The organism is Parabacteroides sp. merdae-related_45_40 (genome assembly GCF_001915675.1).
The window spans coordinates 1-26,367 of record NZ_MNQY01000037.1 but is presented as its reverse complement, the minus strand read 5'-3'; the positions used below and the strand labels follow the sequence as shown (position 1 = coordinate 26,367).

Below are 26,367 nucleotides of genomic sequence, written 5' to 3'. Positions count from 1 at the left end.
CATGTAATTAATAAATAAGAGAATGGTAAAAGCAAAAACGGTATATGTTTGCTCCAACTGTGGGGCTGACTCTCCGAAATGGATCGGGAAATGTCCTTCCTGCGGGGAGTGGAACACGTATGTTGAGGAGATCGTGGTAAAGGAACCGGTCGGAAAGCGGGTACTTTATGGCGTTTCGGATGGTGGCAAAGTGCGTCCCGTCCTGCTTCGAGATATTACTTCTGAAGAGGAGACGCGTGTCGACCTCGGAGACCGGGAGTTGAACCGTGTTCTTGGCGGCGGTCTGGTAAAAGGATCACTGGTCTTGATCGGCGGGGAACCGGGTATCGGGAAATCGACCCTCGTCCTGCAAACCGTTTTGGGGTTGAAGGGACTCCGCACGCTTTACGTCTCCGGCGAGGAGAGCAGTCGGCAGTTGAAACTCCGTGCCGACCGCATCGCGCACGAGAATCCAGATTGTTTCATTCTCTGTGAGACCAATCTCGAACAGATATTCGTACAGACCAAGAACGTTCAACCCGACCTCTTGATTATCGACTCGATACAAACCATTTATACGGAGGTGGTCGAATCTTCTCCCGGAAGTGTTTCGCAGGTACGCGAGTGCAGTGCGGCTATTCTGAAATATGCGAAGGAGAGCGGCACACCTGTTCTTCTGATCGGCCATATCAATAAGGAAGGGAGTATTGCTGGGCCGAAGGTGTTGGAACATATCGTTGACACCGTGCTTCAATTTGAGGGCGACCAGCATTATATGTATCGTATCCTCCGCAGCATCAAGAACCGTTTCGGAAGCACAGCGGAATTAGGTATTTACGAGATGCGCCAGGATGGTCTTCGCGAAGTCAGTAACCCTTCTGAACTACTCCTAACGCAGAATCATGAGGGATTGAGCGGCGTGGCGATCGCGGCTGCGATTGAGGGCATCCGTCCCTTCCTGATCGAGACACAGGCGTTGGTGAGTTCTGCTGTCTATGGGACGCCTCAGCGTAGCGCGACAGGATTCGATCTTAGGCGTATGAACATGTTGCTCGCGGTGCTCGAAAAGCGTGCCGGATTTAAGCTGGTTCAGAAAGACGTCTTTTTGAATATTGCCGGTGGGCTGAAGGTGAATGATCCGGCGATCGACTTGGCGGTGATCAGTGCAATTCTTTCTTCTAGCCTCGACATTTCGATCGAGCCGGGTATCTCGATGTGTGGCGAGGTGGGGCTTTCGGGAGAGATCCGTCCGGTGAACCGTATCGAGCAGCGCATCCTAGAAGCGGAAAAATTGGGTTTCTCGCGCATTATCATCCCGCACAATAACCTGAAAGGTTTCGACACATCCAAATGCAAGATGCAAATCGTGCAAGTGCGCAAGGTGGAAGAGGCTTTCCGGCAATTGTTCGGATAAGTTTATATGTATATGAATAAAAGTGTTGTTTATCTATTTGTAAGTGTTTTCTTCTTGTTTACAAGCTGCGAGTATCGGCTGGGGGAGAATTTTATGGATTTTGAAAAGTGGCAGGCTGATTCGGTTGCGATGAGTGTGGACTTCTATGGTCCGTTTATCCATGATTGGGAAAACAAAATCTTTGTGGTGGAACATAGTGGTAATGCTGCTTGCCAAATCAGTCCGTTGCCCGGATTTGAGGTTGAGAAGCAGATCGTCCGCATTGGAGAGATGGAATGGGAAAGCGATGGGACACGATGTGATTTCATGCTGGATGTGGATCTGATTCCGAATGGCTCTTATGAGTTGTCGTGCGAGGTTTTCGCCCGGACGAATAATGGGACGGTTGCCGGACAGGTCGGGGTCGAGCGATATGTGGAAAAGCGTAGTTGGCCCCTCAAGATAAACGCGCGTACCGAGTCGGAGTTCTCTTTGCGGCATCGTGTGAATGAAGAAGGACTGATCGAAATATTTTGGGAGGTAGACGGGGCACTCCGTGCCGGATTCGACCATTACCAGATAGAGTTCAGTACGATTGACGAGAATGCTCATTCAACCTATATCACGCAAAGGTCGGATTTCGACAAATGTTTTTATACCGATAAGCGATATGCTGGGGAGAAGGGGGAATATAAGGTCTATATTTATTTCAAGTCGGAAGCCGACCGTCCCCGTTCGCTTGGATCGCTTGATTTGGAGCAAGCTGAACCAGAGGTGCAGGTAGAATATATGAAGGAAGATCGCATACGCTTGTCCTGGACATATCCTTACCGTTCGGCAGTCGATGTCGTCTATGGTGGTGAAATCGTGGCGGAGAAGGTGACGGACGGCATTGCGGAATTTTCTCTTGCCGGGCAGGAAGAGCGTGTGGTTGAATTGCGTTTTTCTCCCGTCGATGACTGGGGTTATAAGAATGCGAATTATTCGTTTAACCTCGAAAACTGTCCGAATATATGAAAAAGGTATTATTATTTATAGCCATTCTGTTCTTTTTCGACCGTTTCGGGCAGGCTCAGTCGTTGACAATCGAATATAATATCGGTCACGGTTCGTATCAGATGTCCGATATGAAAGATATATTGAAAAATCAGATGCTTCCTGTTTCCAATGCACAGGTTACAGATAATTTCCCCGGTTATGTGACGCAGGATGCCCGTGTCGGAGTCGAATGGCGGCGCCATCATGTGGGATTTCTTTTTAACTATATGAATACGGCGGGCAAGAATGGAGTAACGGATTATTCCGGCTCTTGCGACTACAAGTTGCGTAACAAAGGATATAAGCTCGGTGCTTTTTACCACTTCTGTCTGGTGAAGGAAAAAGTCAGTATCTTTACATTCGAGCCGTATGTGGGGCTCTCGACAGGTTTTGTGCTGAACAAGGTGAACGAGATAAACCGCCTGTTCGTCGAGTCCGACCCGGAAGTTGGATACCGGAAGGATAATACTTTTTCCGGCAGGAACTTCTTTGTGGAGCCTACTTTTGGCATCAAGTTTAGCCTATGCCGCTATGTTGCATTAAACATGAGTATCGCTTATGAATGGGATGCTGTGATGCAGAAGTGTCAGAGTCGGAATCCAGATTTTCCATCGACTTTCAAAGTGGATTGGAGCGGATACAGGGCACAAGCCGGTTTGATTTTTTGTTTGAATTTAAAGAAGTAACAATGATACAAGAATTACAACTCCGTATATTGCCTGAAGAAGCAGTCAGCGAACAGTCGCTGAAGCAGGTGGTGGCTCGCGAGACGGGAACATCTGTCCCGTACATCCACACCGTTCGGGTACTAAAACGTTCTATCGATGCACGTCAGCGTACGATCTATGTGAATGTAAAACTGCGTGCTTTTATCAATGAGCAGCCAGATGAACCAGAATTTCAATTGGTGGAATATAAAGACGTATCAGCAGGGAAGCCTGTCGTGGTGGTAGGAGCGGGGCCGGGTGGTTTGTTTGCCGCTCTTCGTCTGATTGAGCTCGGCTTACGTCCGATCGTGATCGAACGTGGAAAGAACGTGCGCGAACGTAAAAAGGATATCGCTCTGATCAGCCGTGAGCATAAGGTGGACGGAGAGTCCAACTATAGTTTCGGTGAAGGGGGAGCCGGTGCCTATTCTGACGGCAAACTTTACACTCGCAGCAAGAAACGGGGTTCGGTTGACAAGATTCTGAATGTCTTTTGCCAGTTCGGGGCGAGCACTTCGATTTTGGCGGACGCCCATCCGCATATCGGTACGGACAAGTTGCCGCGCGTGATCGAGAATATCCGCGAACAGATTATCCGCTGTGGTGGGGAGGTCCATTTCGAGACACGAATGGATGCCTTGGTCATCCGGAGTGGGGAAGTCGTAGGTGTCGAAACGAATACGGGCGAGAACTTTCTGGGACCGGTCATCCTGGCAACCGGTCATTCCGCCCGGGATGTGTATCGCTACCTCCATGACCGGCAAATCCCTATCGAAGCCAAAGGCATTGCTGTCGGCGTCCGTTTGGAACATCCGCAGATGCTGATCGACCAGATACAATATCATCGTAAGGAGGGTAGAGGAAACTATCTGCCGGCAGCCGAATATAGTTTTGTGGCGCAAGCCGGCGGACGGGGAGTCTATTCTTTTTGTATGTGTCCAGGCGGTTTCGTCGTCCCGGCGGCAAGTAGTTCCCGCCAGGTGGTAGTCAATGGAATGTCTCCTTCCAATCGTGGTTCCCGCTGGGCGAATTCCGGCATGGTGGTGGAGATACGCCCGGAAGACTATTCCGAATTGATGAAACACGAAGAAATGGCGGTCAGCAAGGATTCGCCGCTCGCTTTGATGGCTTTCCAAGAACGTTTGGAAGAACTTTGCTGGCTGAACGGCGGGATGAAGCAAACCGCCCCTGCACAGCGGATGGTTGATTTCGTGAATAAGAAAAACTCTTTCGATCTTCCCGAATCCTCTTATACGCCCGGTCTGCTGGCTTCCCCGTTGCATTTCTGGATGCCGGAGTTCGTCACCGGCCGCTTACGTGAGGGCTTCCGCCATTTCGGTAAAGTCTCCAGAGGCTTCCTGACCAATGACGCGGTGATGATCGGGGTGGAAACCCGGACCTCTTCGCCCGTCCGTATCCTGCGCGACAAGGAAAGCTACCAGCATATAACCTTGAAAGGTCTTTTTCCTTGTGGAGAAGGCGCCGGCTATGCAGGCGGAATCGTCTCTGCTGCTATTGATGGTGAACGGTGTGCGGAAGGGGTTGCCGGATATTTATCCCTTGTTTAAAGCATATATGTTAATAAGTAAACAACTGATTCCATTCAAATGTTATTTTGCATAATGAAAACAGTGGGATAAATACGTTGGTTTTACAGGATGCGAGGACGGAGTACGTTTTCTGTTTGTGACAGGACTGGGCATTTGATCTGTTTTCGTATCTTTGTAGCGTAATGCTTTTACGTTATGAGGAAAACATACTTGATCACTCTTTTGCTTTGTTGCTTTAGTGCCTTGCTGAATGGGGCTGTTTCACCTTTTTCTTTTTCTTCTTTAAAAATGGAAGAAGGTTTGTCGCAGCTTTCCGTCTTGAAAATACATCAGGATAAGAGCGGTTTCATGTGGTTTGCCACGCGTAACGGCTTGAATCGTTATGACGGTAATTCTTTTGTCGTGTATAAACATAGTAATGGCGACTCATTAAGCTTGTCCAGTAATCATGTGACAGCATTGGCTGAAGATGACCGTGGAAACTTGTGGGTAGGCACGATGAACGGTCTGAACCGGATGGATTTGAGGGTGGATCGTGTATATTCTCTCAACGATATGGCTGCTTATAAGCAGTCTCCCCTTTATCATACGTGGATTTCAAGCTTGTATGTGGATAGACAAAAGCGTTTTTGGGTTGGAACAAATAAAGGTCTATACTTGTATGATTATGAGAATGATTCGTTTATCTTGAACGACTTGGAGGGAGAACTGCCACGTGACCAGATTATGGTTATCAACGAAGACCATGATGGCAATCTGTTAGTCGGAACTTTACAAAACGGACTTTATATCTGTGACAGTAAGTTGAATCTCTTGTCTCATTATTTTAAAAATACGACTCCCTTTTCATTAACGGATAATAATATATCTGCTATCCATGAAGACAGTGAAGGACGTCTGTGGGTGGGAACCCGTTCGGGTGGATTGAACCGGATCGACACGGAGACAAATGCTGTTACGCATTATACTGCTTGGAACGGCAGACTGGGAAATAATTCGGTTCGTACAATTAATACTTATAATGGTCAACTGGTGGTCGGAACTTTTAACGGATTAAGTCTTTTGAATTTGGTGGACGGTTCATGTACGACCTATACGAATTTTGACGAACAAAAAGGAGGTCTTAGTCATTTTTCCGTCTTTTCTGCTTTCGTAGATAATGCGAATACGTTATGGATTGGCACATACGCTGGAGGTGTCAGTTACAGTAATCCTTTGAACAGCCGTTTTACTTTTTACGATTTGCAGGGTGGTTCAGACAAGCTGTTTGGAATCTTTGCCACGATGGCCTATCAGCCGGACCATACTTTGTGGATTGCTTCGGAAGGGCGAGGCCTACTTTCACTGGATTTGAATACAGATATGTTTGAACGTTTCCTGCTGGATGCTCGGCCGAATGCTCTGAATGATCGGAATATTATCAAATCTCTGTTTGTGGAGGGTGATTTCGTTTGGTGCGGAACGCAGAAAGGCACTTTATACCGATTCGATACCCGGACAAAGAAATTCTCTCTTTTTTATACTTTTCATAAGGAGGTTAGTATTTATACGATCACGCGTTGCAGTGATGGTGTATTGTGGTTGGGAACGACAGACAACACGGGAATTGTCCGTGTGTTTCCGGACGGCAGGATCGCTCCGTCGGATTCAGTTTTCGCCTTGTTGCCAAGTGTACGCAGTTTCCTGGAGATACGGGACGGTGTTTATTTGGTAGGTATGCATACCGGCGGACTGGCGCTCTACGATTCCCATACGCATAAGTTGATAAAATATAATACTCGTGAGGAAGGTTCCCGGAAGTTATACAACGACCAGGTAAGTAATATCGTAAAGGATAGGGAGGGGCGAATCTGGATCGGTACTTTCGGTGGAGGTTTTTGTCGCTTTGACGAAGAAAAAGGCATTATGGAGTGGTTGACGACCGTCGAGGGGCTGAGCGACGATAATATCAATTCGATAATTCCCGGAGACGACGGGAAACTTTGGATCAGTACCGGTAACGGTATTTCTGCCTACGATCCTGAATCGCGCCAGTTTACCAATTATATGGGTAGAAGCGAGATCCCAGTTAATGAATTCAGCATGAAAGGCGGCATCAAATTGCCCGGTGACCGAATCTATTTCAGCGGAAGCAACGGCCTTGTCTCCTTTTACCCTGAACGGTTGATAGAAAACCGTTTTATACCTCCGGTCGTACTGACCTCTTTTACGGTTAACAATAAACCGGTTGTTCCTGGCGACCCTTCGGGGTTGCTCGATAAAGTTCTTGATTATACGCAGGCGATAGATCTTGATTATAATCAGAATAACTTCTCTGTTGGGTATGCCGCTTTAAACTATCTTTATCCGAATCAGAATAAATATGCTTATATGCTAGAAGGGTATGATACGGACTGGAATGATGCTGGTTCTCGAAAGGAGGCTTTCTATACGAACTTGAAACCGGGAGATTATGTTTTTCGTGTTCGCGCCTCCAATAACGACGGTCTTTGGAACGATGAAGGGCGGTCGTTGTCGATTCATATTCGGACTCCATTCTGGCAGACCTGGTATGCCTATATGTTGTATCTGTTGATTATAGGTGGCATCCTTTATGTGGTCTGGTATTATCTGCATATGAAGCGTAAGCTGGAACAGGACCTGGTCGAAAAGCAGAAGGAGCAGCAGCGGCAGGAGGAGTTCCATCAGTCCAAAATACGCATGTTTACCAATTTTTCGCACGAATTGCGTACACCGTTGATGTTGATCCTGTCTCCTTTGGAAGAGGTGTTGCAACGGGTAGATATGAACCCGAACCTGAAAGGTTCGTTGCGTCTAGTCTATGGAAATGCCCAGCGTCTTTTGTTGCTGGTGAACCAGTTAATGGATCTGAGGAAGAACCAGAGTGGCAACCTGCAACTACGTGTTTCGCATAATGATCTGTATCTGTTTACGCAGGAGATATATATTGCCTTTAATCAGATTGCGGTCAAGGAACGGATTACCTTTCGTTTGGAATCCGATGAGTCGGGAATAGATGCGTGGTTCGACCGTGTTTTATTGGAGAAGGTATTTTTCAATCTTTTGTCGAACGCTTTCAAACATACGGCTCCGGATGAGTCGATAACCATTCGTTTGCAATTGTTCTCAGTTGCCGGATTGCAGGAGCAATTTCCCGGCAGGATAAGTGGGGAAGTTCGGGGGACTTCTCGATATGTTTGTCTGTCTGTAGAAGACACAGGGAAAGGGATAGACGATTCCGACAAGTTTCATATATTTTCCCCTTTTTACCAGGGAACGGATGAAAGTGAGTCGAATACGGCTGGAACTGGTATAGGGTTGAGTCTGGTACTCTCTATCGTGAAATTGCATAAAGGGGTTGTATGGGTAGAAGACAACAAACCAAAAGGGGCTGTATTCCGTGTCTTGATTCCGGTAAACCGCGAAGCATATGCTCATGAGCAATTTGCAGAAGATGACTCTTCTGCGAGGAATCCCTATGGAGGAATTGAAGTAGCTGAGGATGAATCCAAAGTCCCTGACAATATGCAGGAACAGCTGCCTGTTTCCGGTCGGCGTTATACCTTGTTATTGGCCGAAGATAATCCGGATGTCCGTCGGTATATCTGCAAACATCTCGAACCTTATTTCGATGTGCTTGAAGCGGAGAACGGAGTAGATGCTTTCAATAAAATTGCAGAAACCTTGCCGGATCTGGTGGTAAGCGATATTATGATGCCGAAAAAAGACGGCTTGCAACTTTGTTCGGAGATCAAGCAGGATTTGCGGACCGGACATATCCCGGTTATCATCATTACGGCGAAATCGATGGTGATGCATATCAAAGAGGGATTTCAGTGTGGTGCGGACGATTATATCGTGAAGCCTTTCAATATGGAGGTCCTGCTGTGTCGTATTCGGAATATCTTGGCTTCTCGTGAACGGTTGAAGGAATTGTATGGGAAAAAATTTTCGTTGGAGTCATTGGGTTTCGAGACGACATCGGCGGACGATACATTTATGCAAAAATTGTTCGGGGTGATTGAGCAGAATCTTTCCAATCCGGGGTTGAATGTGGAGATTCTATGTAAAGGAGTCGGTATGGGACGTGCCAACTTCTATAGGAAGCTGAAAGCGATAACCGACCTTTCGCCGGTGGATTTGATCCGTAACAAACGTCTTGAGATTGCTGCAAGAATGCTGCTGGAAACGGATATGAACATATCTGAAGTTTCTGCCAATATCGGTTTCAATTCCCATGCTTATTTTGCTACTTGTTTCAAAGCGATGTACGGCATGTCGCCGACCGAATATGTGCAACAAAATAAAAAAAATCTATATCATGTATAAATTATTACTTTATGTTATTCTTTTGTTATTTTGCCAATGCAAGAGAGACCATTCTTTAAAGGAAGAAGTGACGGATTTACTCCGAACTGAAATTGTTATTCGTGGAGATAAAGCCTTGGCAGAAGAACCTGTGACCATTACTGCATATAGAGCGGAAAGGAGTGCCGGAGGGATTCATGATTTCTACTCCGAAGGCGATTATTGGTGGCCCAATCCGATAAATCCGGATAGTGCCTATATACGTCGGGATGGGCAGACAAATCCCGATAACTTTGTTGCTCACCGTCATGCCATGATCCGCTTCAGTTCGCTGGTTGGCGACTTGACCTCCGCCTGGCTGGTGACGAAAGACGAGAAATATATTCGGCAAGCGGTTAAGCATATCCGCGCCTGGTTCATCGCCCCCGAAACTCGGATGAATCCAGACCTGCAATACGCGCAGGCGATCAAAGGGATCGTGACAGGACGGGGGATCGGTATCATCGATACGATCCATCTCCTGGAGGTCGTGCAATCCCTTATCAGGATGGAAGAGGCCGGCGTTCTTGCTGTCGAGGATGTGGCTGGTAGCCGTACTTGGTTTTCCGATTATCTGAAATGGTTGACAACGCATCCTTACGGGGTAGACGAGATGAATGCTAAAAACAATCATGGAACTTGTTGGGTGATGCAGGTAGCCCAGTTTGCTAAATATACCGGCGATAAGGAGATTCTCGACTTTTGCCGGAACCGTTACAGGTCTGTTCTGCTTCCTTCACAGATGGCGGAGGACGGCAGTTTTCCGCTTGAACTGAAACGGACGAAACCGTACGGCTATTCCTTGTTCAATCTGGATGCCATGGCTACGATCTGCCATATTCTTTCGGACGGGGAAGATGATTTGTGGCAGTACTCGATGGACGACGGTCGCAATATGCAAAAGGCGGTTGCTTGGCTGTTCCCGTATATAGCAGATAAATCGAGCTGGCCTTTTGCCGAAGATGTCATGTTTTGGGATGAATGGCCGGTTGCCCAGCCTGCCCTTTTATTCAGTATTTGTAACACTTCTAATAGGACTTATCTGGAAATTTGGAAAAGTTTGGAACATTTTCCGACAAACGATGAGGTAATCCGTAACTTGCCGATCCGACATCCGTTATTGTGGCTATGAAAACGGTTTAAAAAATGAATCTATTTTCTTTCAATATTGTATCTATTTTCTGAAACCCGCTTTGAATGCGGGTTTTTAATTTTTGCCAGAGCTGAATTTTAAAGTAAAAGAGATAAATTTTAAATAGTTCGAAACCTCCATCTCATACATTTGCAACTAAAGAAAAACACAAAAAGTTTCAATCTTAATAACAATATTATGAATTACACGTACATGAAAGGTTGTGCTCTGTGCATGACATTGTGCCTGACTTCGGCTGCTCTGCCTGGCAGGGCGAATGCAGAAAGTTCGGCTATCGTGAATGAAGTCTTGCAGTCATCTGTTGTGAAAGGGGTGGTAAAAGACTCGAATGGTGAACCTCTGTTAGGGGTTAATGTCCTTGTAAAAGGTACGACTATCGGTGCCGTCACCGATATAGACGGAAACTTTTCTTTTGAAGCTCCTGCCGGTTGTACATTGGTTATCTCTTACATTGGATTTGAATCGCAGGAAGTAAAAGTAAAAGGCAATGCTCCTCTGAACATTATTCTGAAAGAAGATTCCGAAGCATTAGACGAAGTGGTAGTGGTCGGTTATGGTGTACAAAAGAAAAGTGACGTGACTGGAGCTCTTTCTTCTGTGAAAGGCGATGATCTGACAAAATTGTCCATATCACGTACCGATCAGGCTTTGCAAGGACAGATGGCCGGTGTGATGGTACAGAATAGTGTGGCTGCACCAGGTGAATCGCCTAACATTATTATTCGTGGCGGTAACTCCTTGAAAGGCGAAAATGCTCCGTTGGTTGTGATTGACGGTGTTCTCGGTGGTGATCTTTCTTTGATAGACCCGAATGACATTACTTCTATCGAAGTATTGAAAGATGCTTCTTCTACCTCTATTTACGGTTCCCGCGGAGCGAATGGTGTCATCATGGTGACGACCAAACGTGGGCAGACTGGTAAACCGACCGTTTCTTATAGTGGTTATGTTTCGCTTTCGCAGGTATCAAAGAAAATGGATATGCTGAATGGTCAGGAACTATATGGCTTATTGAAAGAAGCACAGGAGAAATATCCTACGACAGCATTGAAAATACCGGAGTGGATAGATCCTAATAACTTGAATAATACCGACTGGCAGGATGAAGTGTTCCGTACGGCCCCTATCACGGGCCATTCGTTGTCTGTAAGTGGCGGAACAGAAACGACACGCTATAGTTTGTCTGGTAACTACTTGATGCATCAGGGTATTGTGAAGAACTCTGATTTCAATCGTGCCGGCATACGTGCCAATATCGAACAGAAACTGGGAAAGAAGGTGACGGTCGGAGCTCTTATCAATGCTTCCCGTTCGTCATCTTCCAACGCCAGTGTCAATCAGATGAACGGTTCTGATGGTGGTGGTGTCACGTTCTCTGCTTTAGGTTTTGGGCCATTGGTCCCTGTCTACAAGGAAGACGGCAGCCTTAGCGGTCCGCTAAAGGATGGAGCACAGATGAATAATCCGGTAGCTCTGATTAATGATCAGGTTGTGGATAAATTCCGTAATTATTTTCAGGGTACTGCTTTCCTGGAATGGGAAATCTTGAGCGGCTTGAAATTTAAGACAGCTTGGACTTACACATATAGCGACCGTAAACAACGCCAGTTTACTTCCGGAGAGAATCTTCTTTCTTATAAAGGGCAGGGATATGCTTACATGAACGATCAGGAAACCACAAACTGGCTTGGTGAAAACACGTTGACTTATTCCAAGACATTTAATAAAGATCACTCTTTGAATGTTGTTGCCGGTTTTACTGCTGAGGCTTCCGATTATTTCAACAATAACAGCAGTGGTAAAGGGTTCGACATCGAATCGCTTGGTTATTGGAATATGGGACTTGCCAATAGCAGTCTGTTGTCTGTCGCTTCCGGTGGAAACCATTCTGCCATTGCTTCCTGGTTGGGCCGTGTGAACTATGCTTATAAAGGTAAATATTTGGCATCTGTTAGTTTCCGTGCTGACGGTTCTTCCAAGTTTGCGAAGAATAATAAATGGGGATATTTTCCTTCTGCTGCTTTGGGATGGCGTATCAGTGAGGAAGATTTCATGAAAGACATTTCTTGGATACAGAACCTGAAACTGCGTGCCAGCTATGGTGAAACAGGTAGCCAGGCGATTACAGCCTATCAGTCGTTGGCTAGTTTCAGTACGACCAGTTATGTCCTGAACGGAAGTTCTGCAGTGGCTCTTGTTCCAGGTCGTGTACCGAATCCCGACTTGAAATGGGAAACAACTAAACAGACGGATATAGGCATTGATTTGAGCGTATTGGGCGGACGTATATCTTTGGTTGCGGATTATTATTATAAAAAGACAGTCGATCTGCATTATGACAAGATCCTTCCGTACTATACAGGTTATTCTTCACAGACACAGAACATCGGTAGTAAATCCAATAAAGGTTGGGAATTCTCTCTGAATACACAAAACTTAGTGGGTGACTTCAAGTGGTCTACTTCTTTGAATATCGCTTTGAATCGGGAAAAAGTGCTTGACCTTGGCGATGATGAATACTTTTATACAAATGGTTCCGGAGGTGCTTTGGGAGCTGGTTTCAATGAAACTGGTATTGTGAAGGTCGGTGAGCCGTTGGGGAACTTCTACGGATATGTCTTTGACGGTATCTATCAGAATGAGGCAGAAGCCAAGGCTTTGGGGCTGACAAAAGATGATGTCGGTAGCGTGAAGTTCAAGGATTTGAATGGTGATAACAAGATTACGACTGAAGACCGTACGATCATCGGTAATGCCAACCCGGACTTTATCTTTGGTATTGGTAATGACTTTTCGTATAAGAATTTTGATCTGAGCTTTATGTTTCAGGGAACCTATGGCAATGATGTCTATAATTTGTTGAAAGTGACTTTCAGCGAATTACCGAGCAACTCGAACAATACCGGAAATGCTTTTGCGTTTGTAAAGGATTCCTGGAGAGGTGAAGGAACTTCGAATACGCAACAGGCATTTAACAAGGGTGTGGGTCCATCTTCATCTCGTTTTGTGGAAGATGGATCTTATATTCGCTTGAAAAATTTGACGTTCGGCTATACTCTTCCTGAATCAGTTACATCCAAATGGGGCATTTCTAACTTACGTTTCTATCTGAGCGGACAGAACCTATTTACAATTACCGGCTATTCCGGTTATGACCCTGAAGTCAGTTCCCGTACAGGTAACTATAACTTAGGTTTTGACGGTGGTAGTTATCCGGCAACCCGCTCTTATACCTTCGGATTGAATCTTACATTATAATTGAACCATTAATATAAAGACGAAAATGAAAACATATATATATAAAGCAGTTGCAGGGGTGTGCTCCCTGATGCTATTGATGAGTAGTTGCGAGTCTTTCTTGTCGGAAGAGCCGAAAGATTTCCTCTCGCCTGAAAACTTACCGAACACGGAGGCTGAATGCAATATGCTGCTGATGGGATCGCTGTCTTATTGGCGTAGCAACAACTTCGAACGTCATATTAACTTTATAGCCGAAGCAACGACTGATGCTGTTGTCAGTGCTACAGCCAATAATGTGGCTCGCGATGAAATGAACTCTTTGACTTGGCAAAGCGATAACGAGAGCCTTTATAAGCCCTGGCAGCAATTTTATGCTTGTATCAATGCTTCTAACATCATGATCGAGAAAGTTCCGAATGCTTCGAAAGTTTCGGATGAGGTCAAGACACGTTATGTCGCAGCTGCCCGTTATATGCGTGCGATGTCCTATTTCTATCTGGTGCGTATCTTTAATGATGTTATTTATCTGGACACGCCGGTGAATGACTTTACCAGTGCGAATAACATGACAAAGACACCGGCTAAAGAAATATATAATAAGATTGTTGAAGATTTGGAATATGCAGAAGCCAATCTTCCCGTAAAATGGGATTCTGGAACGGAACGTCCGACTGTCGCTGCCGCCAAGTCTTTGCTTTCATGGGTTTATATCACGATGGCCGGTGAACAAGTTAAAGACAATACCATGTGGGCGAAGGCGGCTTCCAAAGCGAAGGAAGTCATTGATAATGCCGCTACTTACGGTATTAAGCTGGAAGAAAATTATGCCGATCTTTGGCTGGTCAACAATCGGTATAACAAAGAATCGATCTTTGCCCTGAATTTTGCAGATGGGTTAGGAGATAACCAGTGTGGAGCCGAGTGGCGTCCGACCAGTATCGGGTCCGAATCAGGATGGGGATTCTTTTATACGAAACAATCCTATATCGATAAATTTGATGATAAGGATAAACGGAAAGCCGCTACCTTCTTGACCGAAATTGTCAGTACAGTTGATAATAAAACCTATACGACTGAGAATTTCGGTAGTCCGTATCCACATGGAAAGAAATGGTGTGATGGAGGTCGTGAAAATTTCTCACAGCGTAACAAGCGTACGGATATGTACATTCCTATCATCCGTTATGCCGATGTCTTGCTGATCTTTGCCGAAGCGGAAAACGAAGCCAATGGTCCGACGGCTGCAGCTTATGATGCCGTGAATCAACTGCGTGTACGTGCCGGTTTGGATAACTTGTCCGGTTTGTCTAAAGAGACTTTCCGTCAGGCAATCCAAAAAGAATGGACGTTAGAGACGACACACGAACGGATCTATCGTTTCAATTTGGTTCGCTGGGGCACTTATCTGACGGTAATGAAGGAATATTTCCAGAAAAATTTTCCTGAAAAGGTGAAGAATGTAACGGAAGAACGGTTGTATTTCCCTTGTCCGGAGCATGATTCATTGATCAATCCGAATTTGTAAGAAAATTTTTGAGTAGGTTTAAATAATCTTGGGGTATGGAATGACTGATGATTTCATACCCCTTCTTATAACACAAAATGGACAAAATGAAACTGAAAATTCTTTTTTTTGTTTTTCTGCTTGTCTGTAGTTCCTGTGCTTTGGACAAGAGGGATATTATCAGTTCGAATTTTGATTTTGCCGATATACAGTTGAAACATGCATTCGTGGAAATGGATTCGGTTTATAAAAGTACGGACAAGCTGCTTGCCAATCCTCGCAATATCGATCCGAACGGTTTCCTGCGCATGGTGGCATCCCATGATTGGACAAGCGGTTTTTTCCCAGGCGAACTTTGGTATATGTATGAATATACTAAAGATGATTTTTGGAAGGAGAAGGCCAGGAAACAGACTGAACTGCTTGAACAGGAGAAATGGAATGGGAGTACCCACGATATGGGCTTTAAAATGTATTGTAGCTATGGTAACGGTTATCGGTTAACTCAGGATTCTGGTTATAAGGATATTCTGTTGCAGTCTGCCTACACCCTGATCAGACGTTACAATCCAAAAGTGGGTTGTATCCGTTCCTGGGATCATAACAGGGATAAATGGCAATATCCCGTAATCATCGATAATATGATGAATCTGGAACTACTTTTCTGGGCTTTCCGTACGAATGGCGATTCCATTTTCTACCAGGTTGCAGTCGACCATGCCCGTACTACGATGAAGAATCATTTTCGTAAGGACTACAGTTCCTATCATGTTATCGACTATGATACGTTGACCGGCGCAGTCTTGCATAAAAACACCCACCAGGGGTATTCCGATGCTTCGGCTTGGTCGCGTGGACAAGCGTGGGGATTGTACGGCTATACGATGTGCTATCGAGAAACTGGATTGCCTGAATTTTTAGAACGTGCCAAACAAATTGCCTCTTATATTTTTTCCAATCCTACATTGCCGGACGATTTGATACCTTATTGGGATTATAATGCTCCAGGAATACCGGACGAGCCGCGTGATGTATCGGCGGCCACCGTTACGGCTTCTGCTCTTTACGAGTTGAGTATGTATGATGAAACGAATAGAACCGGATATGTGGATAGGGCTGATAGGATATTGGAAAACCTGACGAACCGTTATCGGGCAAGTGTAGGGAAAGACTGTGGTTTCCTGCTTTTGCATAGTACCGGTTCCAAGACTCATGGTTCGGAAGTGGATGTGCCGATCGTATATGCGGATTATTACTATCTGGAAGCCTTGTTGCGAAAAGCCAAATTGGAAAAAGAAGGAACTGCTCTCTTGTAAAAATAATTGAATTTTAAATTGAATATTAGAATATGAAGTACTTGTTTGTTGCATGCTTATTGTGTTTGTCCGTTCTGTCGGCTGTGGCGAAAGTGCCTGCTATGAATAAGATTCGGCTGACGAACAATTGGGAATATCTGAAAGGTGATTTGGGGGGAATCTGGGAGGCTGTACGTCCTGCCGCACCCGGCAGTTCGGAGGCGGTTCCCATCTGGCAGCCTGTTACGTTACCTCATTGTTTTAATGCCGAAGATGCTGTTGATCCGGACGTGAATTATTATGAAGGTCCGGGATGGTATAAAACTTTGCTGGCGATAGACAATCCCTATCGGAACGGGCGGATCGTACTCGATTTCGACGGGGCGGGACAGAAGACGGATGTCTATGTCTATACGACTCATGTCGGTAGCCATGTTGGCGGTTATGACAGTTGGAATGTCGATATTACGGATGCGGTAAAAGCATTTCTCGGCAGTAAAGATGCGGAACGTTTCAAAGGGAAAGTACCTTTGTCGATCCGTTGCGATAATTCACGTGATCTGGAAATGATACCATCCGATCTGGCTGATTTCAATATCTATGGTGGTCTGTACCGGTATTTGAACTTGGTGTACCTGCCTGAAGTTTCTTTTGAACAGATTCGTTTGGAATCTTCCCTCTCTTCTAACTTGAAAGAAGGTATATTGAAGGTGAAAACTTCGTTTTATAATCCGGAAGATATAAGGAAGGCGGATGTGACCGTTTCCGTTTACGATGTGGACCGTAAACCAGTCTTCTCGAAAACACTGGAAGGAATACTTCCTTTGGGTGACCAGCTTTTAGCAGAGATGAAGATCAAGAATCCGGTATTGTGGGACGTGGATGTGCCACAACTCTATACTTGCGAGTTGACTGTAAAGACACCGGATCAGACTTTCACGACGGAAGAACGCTTCGGTTTCCGCCATACGGAGTTTAAGGACAAAGGTCCATTCTTCCTGAACGGCAAACGTTTGCTGTTGCGAGGTACGCATCGCCATGAGGATCACGCTGGTGTGGCACAAGCCATGACGGAAGATATGATGCGTCGTGAAATGCGGATGATGAAAGATATGGGCGTGAACTTTATCCGTTTAGGACATTACCAACAATCTGAAATCATTCTGGACCTTTGCGACGAATTGGGCATTCTGGTATGGGAAGAAATTCCTTGGTGTCGGGGCGGTCTTGGAGGCGATGTCTACAAAAAACAAGCCCGTCGGATGCTTGCTAATATGATCGTCCAGCATCATAATCATCCGGCTGTCATCATCTGGGGGTTGGGTAATGAGAATGACTGGCCTAACGATTTCAATACGTTCGACAAGAGTGCGATCCGTGCTTTCATGAAAGAGTTGCACGACATGGCGCACCGTTTAGACGACACACGTATGACGGCGATCCGCCGGTGTGAATTTTGTAATGATATTGTTGATGTCTATTCACCTTCTATCTGGGCTGGTTGGTATCGGGGTGTCTTTACCGATTATAAATCGATCTCAGAACAGGAGATGCAGAAGGTAAAACACTTCCTGCATGTAGAGTGGGGAGGTGACAGCCATGCCCGTCGTCATTCGGAAGATGCTTTTTATAATCTGAAGAACATCGAGGCAGGAAAGGGCGGTGATGAACGTGCCGGCGATGCTTCCTTGTATGGTGGCGTTCCACGTGCTTCGCGCGATGGCGATTGGTCGGAAAGTTATGTGGTCCGTCTGATCGACTGGCATCTGAAAGAGCAGGAGACGATGCCGTGGCTGACCGGTACAGCCTACTGGCCTTTTAAAGATTTTTCGACTCCGGTCCGTCCCGACAATCCTGTCCCTTATGTCAATCAGAAGGGGGTGGTTGAACGCGATTTTACTCCGAAAGAAAGCTACTATGTGTTCCAGTCTTACTGGACGGAGAAGCCGATGATCCATATCTACGGTCATACCTGGCCGGTTCGCTGGGGTGGAAAAGATGACCGCAAGGAAATCTTGGTATATTCTAACTGCGACGAAGTGGAGCTTTTTGTCAATGGTGTGAGCCAGGGTGTGAAACGGCGTAATAGTCAGGATTACCCGGCTGCCGGGTTGCGCTGGAATTGTGTTTATCAGGAAGGCATGAACGAAATACGGGCTGTCGGTGTAAAGAAAAAGGAGAAGAAGGAGGTTTCTGATGTCATTCGTCAGGAATACCAGACTGCTAAATGGGATAAAGAAGCCGCTTGCCAAGTGAGCTTGCTTTCCGAAGAGGGAGATACGGCTTTGGTACAGGTACAACTGATCGATAAAAACGGCATCCGTTGTCTCAGCTCCAAAAAGCAGATTACGTTTGAGATTGCCGGAGATGGCAGCCTGATCTGCAATTTAGGAACTTCGACCGGTAGTCGTAAAGTACAGGCGTATAATGGTCGTGCCCTGATCCGTATCAAACGGAACGGGGGTAATAGCGTGGTTGCTGTTAAATCGGAAGGCCTGCCGACTGCATTCCTGGAATTGAAGAGTCCCAAGTAGGGGAAGGTCGTTTTTTGATTGTAAACTGGAAAAAACGTAGAGACGTCCCGCCGTGTTTTAATTTACGGCGGGACTTTTTATCCGGGTTGCACTAAGTTAAAAGTAAGGGGTGGATTATGAACGGCTGCTTATTATAAAAAATAGGTGAGTGAATTGAATTGCTGGATGTCTGGATTATATTATATTTGCAAAAAGTAAATAAAGAACGAATGGATAATATGAAACCCCTGAACCCCATTCAGAAAACGGTTGTTGGCGTTCAGTTCCTTTTTGTGGCGTTTGGTGCGACTGTTCTCGTTCCTCTGCTGGTTGGCCTTGATCCTTCTACCGCCCTTTTTACTGCTGGTATCGGCACGTTGATCTTTCATTTGGTGACGAAAGGGAAAGTTCCTATTTTTCTGGGAAGCAGTTTCGCTTTTGTGGCGCCTATCATAAAGGCGACGGAATTGTATGGGTTGCCCGGTACGATGTCCGGCCTGGTGGCTGTGGGGACCGTCTATGGGTTGATGAGCTTGTTGGTCCGGTGGAGAGGAATCGGTTTTATCAAGCGGCTTTTTCCGCCGGTGGTGATCGGGCCGGTTATTATTCTGATCGGCCTCTCGCTGGCAGGCTCAGGTGTGAATATGGCAAAAGAGAACTGGCCGTTGGCGCTGGTAGCCCTGCTTTCCGCTATTCTCGCCTCTATGTTGGGCCGGGGAATGTTGAGATTGATCCCTATCTTCTGTGGAATCATCGTCGGGTATCTGACTGCGAGTCTGTTCGGCTTGATCGACTTCAAGCCTATGATAGAAGCTCCTTGGTTTGCATTTCCGCAATTTGTAAAGCCTTCATTGTCGTGGGAAGCGGTTATTTTTATGATTCCGGTGACGATTGCTCCGGTGATCGAACATATAGGCGATGTGTACGCAATCAACGAGGTGACGGGCAAGGATTTCGTAAAAGATCCGGGACTTCACCGCACGATGTTGGGAGACGGCCTGGCATGTATCGTCGCCGGATTGATCGGCGGTCCTCCCGTCACGACCTATTCGGAGGTGACAGGAGCTATTTCGCTGACAAAGATTACAGACCCGGCCGTTATCCGTATTGCTGCCGTAAGCGGTATCGTCTTTTCTGTGTTTGGGAAGGTCAGCGCGTTGCTTAAATCGATTCCCGCCGCCGTGTTGGGGGGCATCATGTTGCTGCTGTTCGGAACGATTGCCGCTGTCGGCATCAACAGCTTGATCCAGAATCGGACCAATCTGGGCGACACTCGCAACCTGATCATCGTCTCATTGATCCTGACTTTCGGGATTGGTGGTGCTGCCATTGAATTTGGCGGTTTCACGATGGCCGGTATCGGGCTTTCGGCTTTACTGGGAGTCTTTTTGAACCTGGTGTTGCCTAAGAGCAAGACTCTACCGTAATTTTCAATTTTCAACTCTCAATTATCAATTAATTGTTACCTTTGTGCCGCTTTTTACGTGAAGAAGCGGAAATATGTTTAATCAGTATTGGTAAAGGGGAATCTGTCTATGCAAAAATCTGACTGCATCATCGGTGTGGAGCATGTGTCTAAATTCTTTGGAGACAAGGCCGTATTGAATGATGTGAATTTGTCTGTCCGTAAGGGCGAGTTTGTAACCATTCTGGGGCCGTCCGGTTGCGGGAAGACGACATTGTTGCGTCTGATTGCCGGATTCCAGACTGCTTCTGAGGGTATAATAACCATTGCGGGAAAAGAAATTACGCAAACACCCCCTCATAAACGTCCAGTTAATACTGTATTTCAGAAATACGCTCTTTTCCCTCATCTGAATGTCTTCAATAACATCGCTTTCGGCCTGAAGCTGAAAAAACTTCCGGCTGTCGTGATCGAGAAAAAGGTGAAGCAGGCCCTCAAGATGGTAGGAATGACCGATTATGAGTACCGTGATGTGGATTCCCTTTCCGGCGGACAGCAACAACGTGTCGCTATTGCCAGAGCTATCGTGAACGAACCGGAAGTGCTCCTGCTGGACGAACCGCTGGCGGCTCTTGACCTCAAGATGCGCAAGGATATGCAGATGGAGTTGAAGGAAATGCATAAGTCTCTCGGAATCACTTTTATCTATGTTACTCACGATCAGGAAGAAGCACTCACCCTGAGCGATACGATCGTCGTGATGAGCGAAGGGAAGATCCAGCAGATCGGGACGCCTATTGACATTTATAACGAACCGATCAACTCCTTTGTCGCCGACTTTATCGGCGAAAGCAATATTCTGAACGGACTGATGATCAAAGATAAGTTGGTATCCTTTGCCGGGCATGAGTTCGAATGCGTAGACGAAGGTTTCGGCGAACAGACCCCGGTAGATGTCGTGCTCCGCCCGGAAGACATTTATATTTTCGAGCCGTCTGAAGCCGCCATGCTGACCGGGACGGTTACCTCCTCCATTTTCAAGGGCGTTCACTACGAGATGATGGTGCAGACGCCGGAAGGCTATGAGTTCATGGTACAGGACTACCATTGTTTCGATGCCGGGCAGGAAGTCGGTTTGCTGGTCAAACCATTTGATATCCATGTGATGAAAAAGGAACGTATCTGCAATACGTTCGAAGGAAAGATGGTGGATGCCACGCATGTGGAATTTTTAGGCTGTACGTTCGAATGCCGAGAGGTATCCGGCATTGACTCGGAAGCACCCGTGCAGGTCGAAGTAGATTTTGACCGCGTCATTCTGGAAGACAACGAGGAAGACGGCCGTCTGACCGGTGAAGTGAAATTTATCCTCTACAAAGGCAACCATTATCATCTGACGGTGTTTACCGACTGGGACGAAGATATCTTTGTCGATACGAATGATGTTTGGGACGATGGCGACCGGGTCGGAATCACGATCGCTCCCGAAAATATACGGATTGTTCAATCAACTAAAAAGGAAGGAAGTGATAAGTAAGATTTCAGCTTTTTTTATGCGGCGTAAGAACTGGACGATTCCTTATGCCCTGTTTTTGGCTGTCTTTGTCGTAATGCCCTTGTTGTTGATCGTATTATATGCGTTTACAGATGCCGACGGAGCGTTCACTTTTGCTAATTTCCGTAAGTTCATGGTACACCCCGAAGCGATGAATACGTTCGTCTATTCGATCGGGATTGCTATTATCACCACACTTGCCTGTCTCATCCTTGGCTATCCGGCAGCTTATATCCTGAGCCAGGAGCGTTTTAACACTTCCCGGACGATGGTCGTGCTATTCATCCTGCCGATGTGGGTGAATATCCTGATCCGTACGCTGGCTACGGTAGCATTGTTCGATTTCCTGAACCTGCCGTTGGGAGAGGGGGCGTTGGTTTTCGGTATGGTGTATAACTTTCTCCCGTTCATGATCTATCCGATTTATAATACGTTGCAAAAGATGGACCGCAGTCTGATCGAGGCGGCCCAGGACTTGGGAGCCAATCCGTTTCAGGTCTTTATGAAAACGATTCTGCCTCTTTCGATGCCCGGCGTGATGAGCGGGATCGTCATGGTTTTCATGCCGACGGTTTCCACGTTTGCCATTGCCGAATTACTGACGATGAATAACATCAAACTGTTCGGTACGACCGTGCAAGAAAATATCTATAACGGTATGTGGAATTATGGAGCGGCGCTTTCTCTTATTATGCTGTTGCTGATTGGTGTTACCATCCTCTTTACGAATGAAGAGGACAGTGCTTCGAACGAAGGGGGAGGTGTGATATGATGACGAAATGGATGGCAAAAGGGTATTTGTGGCTACTGTTGGTGCTGCTATATTCCCCGATTCTGATTATTATGATTTTCTCGTTTACCGAAGCGAAAGTCTTGGGAAACTGGACGGGATTTTCAACCAAATTGTATAGTTCGCTGTTTACAGGAGGCGTGCAGCGTTCGTTGGTGAGTGCGTTGTGGAATACGTTCGCCATTGCGATGATCGCGGCGACCGTCTCCACGCTGTTGGGTAGTATTGCGGCTATCGGTATTTTCAACCTGCGATCACGGACCCGCCAGGTAATGAATTTTGCCAATGCGATCCCGATGATGAATGCAGATATTATTACGGGCGTATCCCTTTTCCTGCTGTTCGTGAGTTTTGGCGTTTCACAGGGATTCACGACGGTCGTGCTGGCGCATATCACGTTCTGCACGCCCTATGTGGTGCTGAGTGTCATGCCACGCCTGAAAAAGATGAACCAGAATGTCTATGAGGCGGCGCTCGATTTGGGGGCGACTCCTTTCCAGGCGTTGCGCAAGGTGATCCTGCCGGAGATTCGTCCGGGCATGATCAGCGGCTTTATACTGGCTTTTACGCTTTCGATCGACGATTTTGCCGTTACCATCTTTACGATCGGCAACGAGGGATTGGAAACCCTATCGACCTTTATTTATGCGGATGCCCGCAAAGGGGGACTGACACCGGAGTTGCGTCCGCTGTCAACTATCATTTTCGTGACGGTGCTTGTCCTTTTGATTGTGATTAATAAACGGGCGGAGAAGTCCAAAAGCTAATGGAGAAAAGCAGGAAATGAATAAACTGATTACAATAATAGCGAGTTGCCTCTTTCTTTTGACTTTCATGTCTTCATGCAATCGTACGGATGAGGAGCGCAGTCATATTCTGAAAGTCTACAATTGGGCAGACTATATTGACGAGGATGTCTTGGCCGAATTTCCCGCTTGGTACAAGGAGCAGACCGGCGAAGATATCCGGATCATCTACCAGGTGTTCGATATCAATGAGATCATGCTTACCAAGATCGAACGCGGGCATGAAGATTTCGACCTGATCTGTCCGTCCGAATATATAATCGAACGGATGTTGAAGAAAAACCTTCTTGTCCCGATAGACCGCAATTTCGGAAAGACACCGGATTATCTGGATAATGTCTCTCCCTATATCCGCGGGCAACTGAACAAGCTAAGCCAGCCGGGACGGAAAACGACCGACTATGTCGTCCCTTATATGTGGGGAACGGCTGGGATTTTGTATAACAAGCAGTTCGTGGAGGAGAAAGAGGTCGAAAGCTGGGAGTGTCTTTGGGATTCGAAGTTCAGAAACAAGATATTGATGAAAGACAGCTATCGTGACTCCTATGGTACGGCCATTATCTACGCCCATGCGAAGGAACTGGAAGATGGGACCGTGACGGTCGAGCAACTGATGAACGACAATTCTCCCGAAGCGATCGCCATAGCCGAAGCACTTCTGAAAAAGATGAAACCCAACATTGCCGGTTGGGAAGCCGATTTCGGCAAGGAAATGATGACGAAAGGCAAAGCCTGGCTCAATTTTACCTGGAGCGGCGATGCGGTCTGGGCGATGGACGAAGCGGAGGCTGTCGGGGTGGAACTGGACTATGAAGTGCCCCGAGAAGGCAGCAATATCTGGTATGACGGCTGGGCGATCCCTAAATATGCCCGTAATGTAAAGGCGGCCAGTTATTTTATTGATTATCTTTGTCGTCCGGACGTCGCTTTGCGGAATATGGATGCCATCGGTTACGTCAGTGCCATTGCGACTCCCGAAATTATGGAAGCCAAGATCGATTCGACAATCGAGAAAGTTTCCGACTTGAGTTATTTCTTCGGTCCCGGTGCGGATAGCATCCGGATCAATCCGGTACAATACCCCGACCGCAAGGTGGTAGAACGTTGTGCCATGATCCGCGATTTCGGAGATCGGACGGAACTGGTTTTGGAAATGTGGAGCCGCGTGAAAGGAGATAACTTGAATACAGGGATCGTCTTGCTGATCTTTGCCGTGTTCGGAGTGTTATTTGTCTGGCTGGTATATCGCAGGATACGTCAATATAAACAGCGGCAACGGCATCACCGGCGTCGTCGCCGCTGGTAGTAAATAGTTAGAATCAAAATTGTCGATTATCAATTGTCAATTAAAAGAAGGTCATGGAAGGCATAAAAAATTTGGTTATAGATTTTGGCGGCGTGATTATCAATCTCACCCGTAATCGGTGCATCGAGGCATTCGAGAGTTTGGGGGTCGCGAATATACGCGAGCAGATTGTCAATAACTACCAGCATAAGGATCTGTTCATGAAGATCGAGCTCGGTTCCATTACGGTAGCAGAGTTTCGCGAGGGTATCCGTCATCTGACCAGACAGCCTTTGACGGACGAACAGATAGATGCCGCCTGGATCGCCATGCTCGATGATGTTCCGGATTATAAGCTAGATCTTTTGCTCGACCTCCGCAAGCGTTACAATACGATGTTGCTCAGCAATACGAACGAGATTCATTGGGACTGGTCGGAAAAGACCTGTTTTTCCTATAAAGGCCACCATGCTTCCGACTTTTTCAATCATATTTATCTTTCCTACCGCCTCCATCTGCTGAAACCCGATGCCGAAATTTTCGAATATGTCCTGCAAGATGCCGATATCCGTCCTGAAGAAACACTTTTCATAGATGATGCCGTCCCCAATTGCCGTACGGCGGAATCACTAGGATTCCATACCTATACGCCGCAACCTCGTGAAGACTGGTCGCATTTGTTTGGAATTATGAATCATAAATCATAAATCTCTCACATTTAATATATTGTATGATGTCCCTACGTCATACACATCGTTGCCGTCCACCTTCTTGATATAGTTTACAACACGGATGGTAACGGGAAGGATGATTACTTCATAGAGGGATTTCAGAACCGCCTGTGTCCCGATCATAATGAAAAGTTCGCCTATCGGTATCAGTCCGGCGAAAGCGATCGGGAAAAAGATCATCGAATCGGCACTCTCGCCGACCAAAGTGGAGACGATAGCCCGTAAAGAGAAATTCTTTCCGGCTGAAGCAATCTTCATCTTACTCATCACGTAAGCATTCAGGAACGAACCGACAAGAAAAGCCATCAGGCTTGCTATGGCGATGCGCGGTGCCATTCCGAACACGAAGTTGAAACCTTCTTCGCCTTCCCAAAATGGGGCGGCAGGCAACATCACCGCCAATTGCGCAAATCCGATTACAAGGAAATTAGAAATGAACCCGCTCCAGATAATCAGGCGTGCCTTCTTGAATCCCCATACTTCGGCGATACAGTCATTGATGATATATGAGATCGGGAAAACGATCAGTCCGGCAGTCGCTGTGATGCCGAATACCTGGATAACTTTGGTTTCTAACAGGTTTGAAGCTACCAGGCAGATATTGAACAGGATGCCTAACAGCATGAATGGTACGGTTACAGTAGATGTCTTCTGCATATTTCTTGTTTTTAACGAGGTTTATCAAGCACTCGGTGAATAATATAAAGGAATGTTTTTGGATTCCGAGGGCAAAGATAGTGATATTTTTATTTATGCCTATTATATGTGACAGCCGAATGAGGCGATAAGCAGCCTTAAAACCGACAGAAAGAGAATCGCCATTTCTCTGTCACTCTATCGCCTTAAAACCGACAGAAAGAGAATCGCCATTTCTCTGTCACTCTATCACATTTTGTCTTGTATGTGTTGATATCCATGTTGTGCAAGGTGTGATACATGCTGGATTCATGTATCACGCCTGTATCACACAGTGTCACACTGTCTCGTCCTGATTTTGGTTGACTGTGTATTAAAAAAATCCTGTTATAGGTTGTCTATAAATGTAAAAAAACAGACAATCCTTTCTTAATCCTAAA

At 46.3% G+C, this 26,367-nt stretch carries 17 protein-coding genes; 16 read left to right on the top strand and 1 reads right to left on the bottom strand.

Annotated features, from left to right (window positions below; genetic code table 11):
• The first annotated feature begins 22 nt into the window (after nt 1-22).
• The 16 genes from radA (at nt 23) to BHV83_RS03315 (ending at nt 25,267) form a co-directional block, all read left to right on the top strand.
• Nucleotides 23-1,393 (top strand): DNA repair protein RadA, encoded by a 1,371-nt coding sequence (gene radA / locus BHV83_RS03390; RefSeq protein WP_119216401.1) that lies wholly within the window; start codon nt 23-25, stop codon nt 1,391-1,393.
• Between the two features lie 12 nt (nt 1,394-1,405).
• On the top strand, nt 1,406-2,389 hold the full coding sequence (locus BHV83_RS03385) for a hypothetical protein (protein ID WP_046452445.1): 984 nt from the start codon (nt 1,406-1,408) through the stop codon (nt 2,387-2,389).
• On the top strand, nt 2,386-3,096 hold the full coding sequence (locus BHV83_RS03380; protein WP_119216402.1) for a hypothetical protein: 711 nt from the start codon (nt 2,386-2,388) through the stop codon (nt 3,094-3,096). The genes BHV83_RS03385 and BHV83_RS03380 overlap by 4 nt, the downstream gene beginning before the upstream one ends.
• A 2-nt stretch (nt 3,097-3,098) precedes the next feature.
• The gene (locus BHV83_RS03375) at nt 3,099-4,685 is read left to right on the top strand and encodes an NAD(P)/FAD-dependent oxidoreductase (RefSeq protein ID WP_122205891.1); all 1,587 of its coding nucleotides are present in this window, start codon (nt 3,099-3,101) and stop codon (nt 4,683-4,685) included.
• A 177-nt stretch (nt 4,686-4,862) separates the two neighbouring features.
• Entirely contained in the window at nt 4,863-8,996 is a 4,134-nt protein-coding gene (locus tag BHV83_RS03370; protein ID WP_122205890.1) for a hybrid sensor histidine kinase/response regulator transcription factor, read from the top strand.
• Nucleotides 8,989-10,146 carry an alginate lyase family protein gene (locus BHV83_RS03365; protein ID WP_122205908.1) on the top strand — a complete coding sequence of 386 codons (1,158 nt, stop codon included), beginning with the start codon at nt 8,989-8,991 and terminating at the stop codon, nt 10,144-10,146. The genes BHV83_RS03370 and BHV83_RS03365 overlap by 8 nt, the downstream gene beginning before the upstream one ends.
• A gap of 198 nt (nt 10,147-10,344) precedes the next feature.
• Nucleotides 10,345-13,425 (top strand): SusC/RagA family TonB-linked outer membrane protein, encoded by a 3,081-nt coding sequence (locus BHV83_RS03360; RefSeq protein WP_122205907.1) that lies wholly within the window; start codon nt 10,345-10,347, stop codon nt 13,423-13,425.
• Nucleotides 13,426-13,450: 25 nt separating this feature from the next.
• Entirely contained in the window at nt 13,451-14,932 is a 1,482-nt protein-coding gene (locus BHV83_RS03355; RefSeq protein WP_005639102.1) for a RagB/SusD family nutrient uptake outer membrane protein, read from the top strand.
• An 86-nt stretch (nt 14,933-15,018) separates the two neighbouring features.
• Nucleotides 15,019-16,227, top strand: coding sequence for a glycoside hydrolase family protein (locus BHV83_RS03350; RefSeq protein ID WP_005642670.1), 1,209 nt, complete (start codon nt 15,019-15,021; stop codon nt 16,225-16,227).
• 32 nt (nt 16,228-16,259) lie between these two features.
• Nucleotides 16,260-18,740 (top strand): glycoside hydrolase family 2 protein, encoded by a 2,481-nt coding sequence (locus BHV83_RS03345; protein ID WP_122205889.1) that lies wholly within the window; start codon nt 16,260-16,262, stop codon nt 18,738-18,740.
• A gap of 209 nt (nt 18,741-18,949) precedes the next feature.
• On the top strand, nt 18,950-20,146 hold the full coding sequence (locus BHV83_RS03340) for a uracil-xanthine permease family protein (protein ID WP_122205888.1): 1,197 nt from the start codon (nt 18,950-18,952) through the stop codon (nt 20,144-20,146).
• Nucleotides 20,147-20,254: 108 nt separating this feature from the next.
• The gene (locus tag BHV83_RS03335; protein WP_046452432.1) at nt 20,255-21,661 is read left to right on the top strand and encodes a polyamine ABC transporter ATP-binding protein; all 1,407 of its coding nucleotides are present in this window, start codon (nt 20,255-20,257) and stop codon (nt 21,659-21,661) included.
• A 16-nt stretch (nt 21,662-21,677) separates the two neighbouring features.
• Nucleotides 21,678-22,451, top strand: coding sequence for an ABC transporter permease (locus tag BHV83_RS03330; protein WP_036657318.1), 774 nt, complete (start codon nt 21,678-21,680; stop codon nt 22,449-22,451).
• A complete protein-coding gene (locus tag BHV83_RS03325) occupies nt 22,448-23,236 on the top strand; it encodes an ABC transporter permease (protein WP_005639113.1) in 789 nt (262 codons plus the stop codon). The genes BHV83_RS03330 and BHV83_RS03325 overlap by 4 nt, the downstream gene beginning before the upstream one ends.
• A 16-nt stretch (nt 23,237-23,252) precedes the next feature.
• Nucleotides 23,253-24,581: an ABC transporter substrate-binding protein gene (locus BHV83_RS03320; RefSeq protein ID WP_122205887.1), complete on the top strand. Its 1,329-nt coding sequence runs from the start codon at nt 23,253-23,255 to the stop codon at nt 24,579-24,581.
• A 53-nt stretch (nt 24,582-24,634) separates the two neighbouring features.
• Nucleotides 24,635-25,267 (top strand): HAD family hydrolase, encoded by a 633-nt coding sequence (locus BHV83_RS03315; protein WP_005642676.1) that lies wholly within the window; start codon nt 24,635-24,637, stop codon nt 25,265-25,267.
• Here the strand turns inward: BHV83_RS03315 and BHV83_RS03310 are convergent.
• Nucleotides 25,262-25,948 (bottom strand): queuosine precursor transporter, encoded by a 687-nt coding sequence (locus BHV83_RS03310; RefSeq protein ID WP_005642680.1) that lies wholly within the window; start codon nt 25,946-25,948, stop codon nt 25,262-25,264. The two genes, BHV83_RS03315 and BHV83_RS03310, sit on opposite strands and share 6 nt — an antisense overlap.
• Nucleotides 25,949-26,367 lie beyond the last annotated feature (419 nt).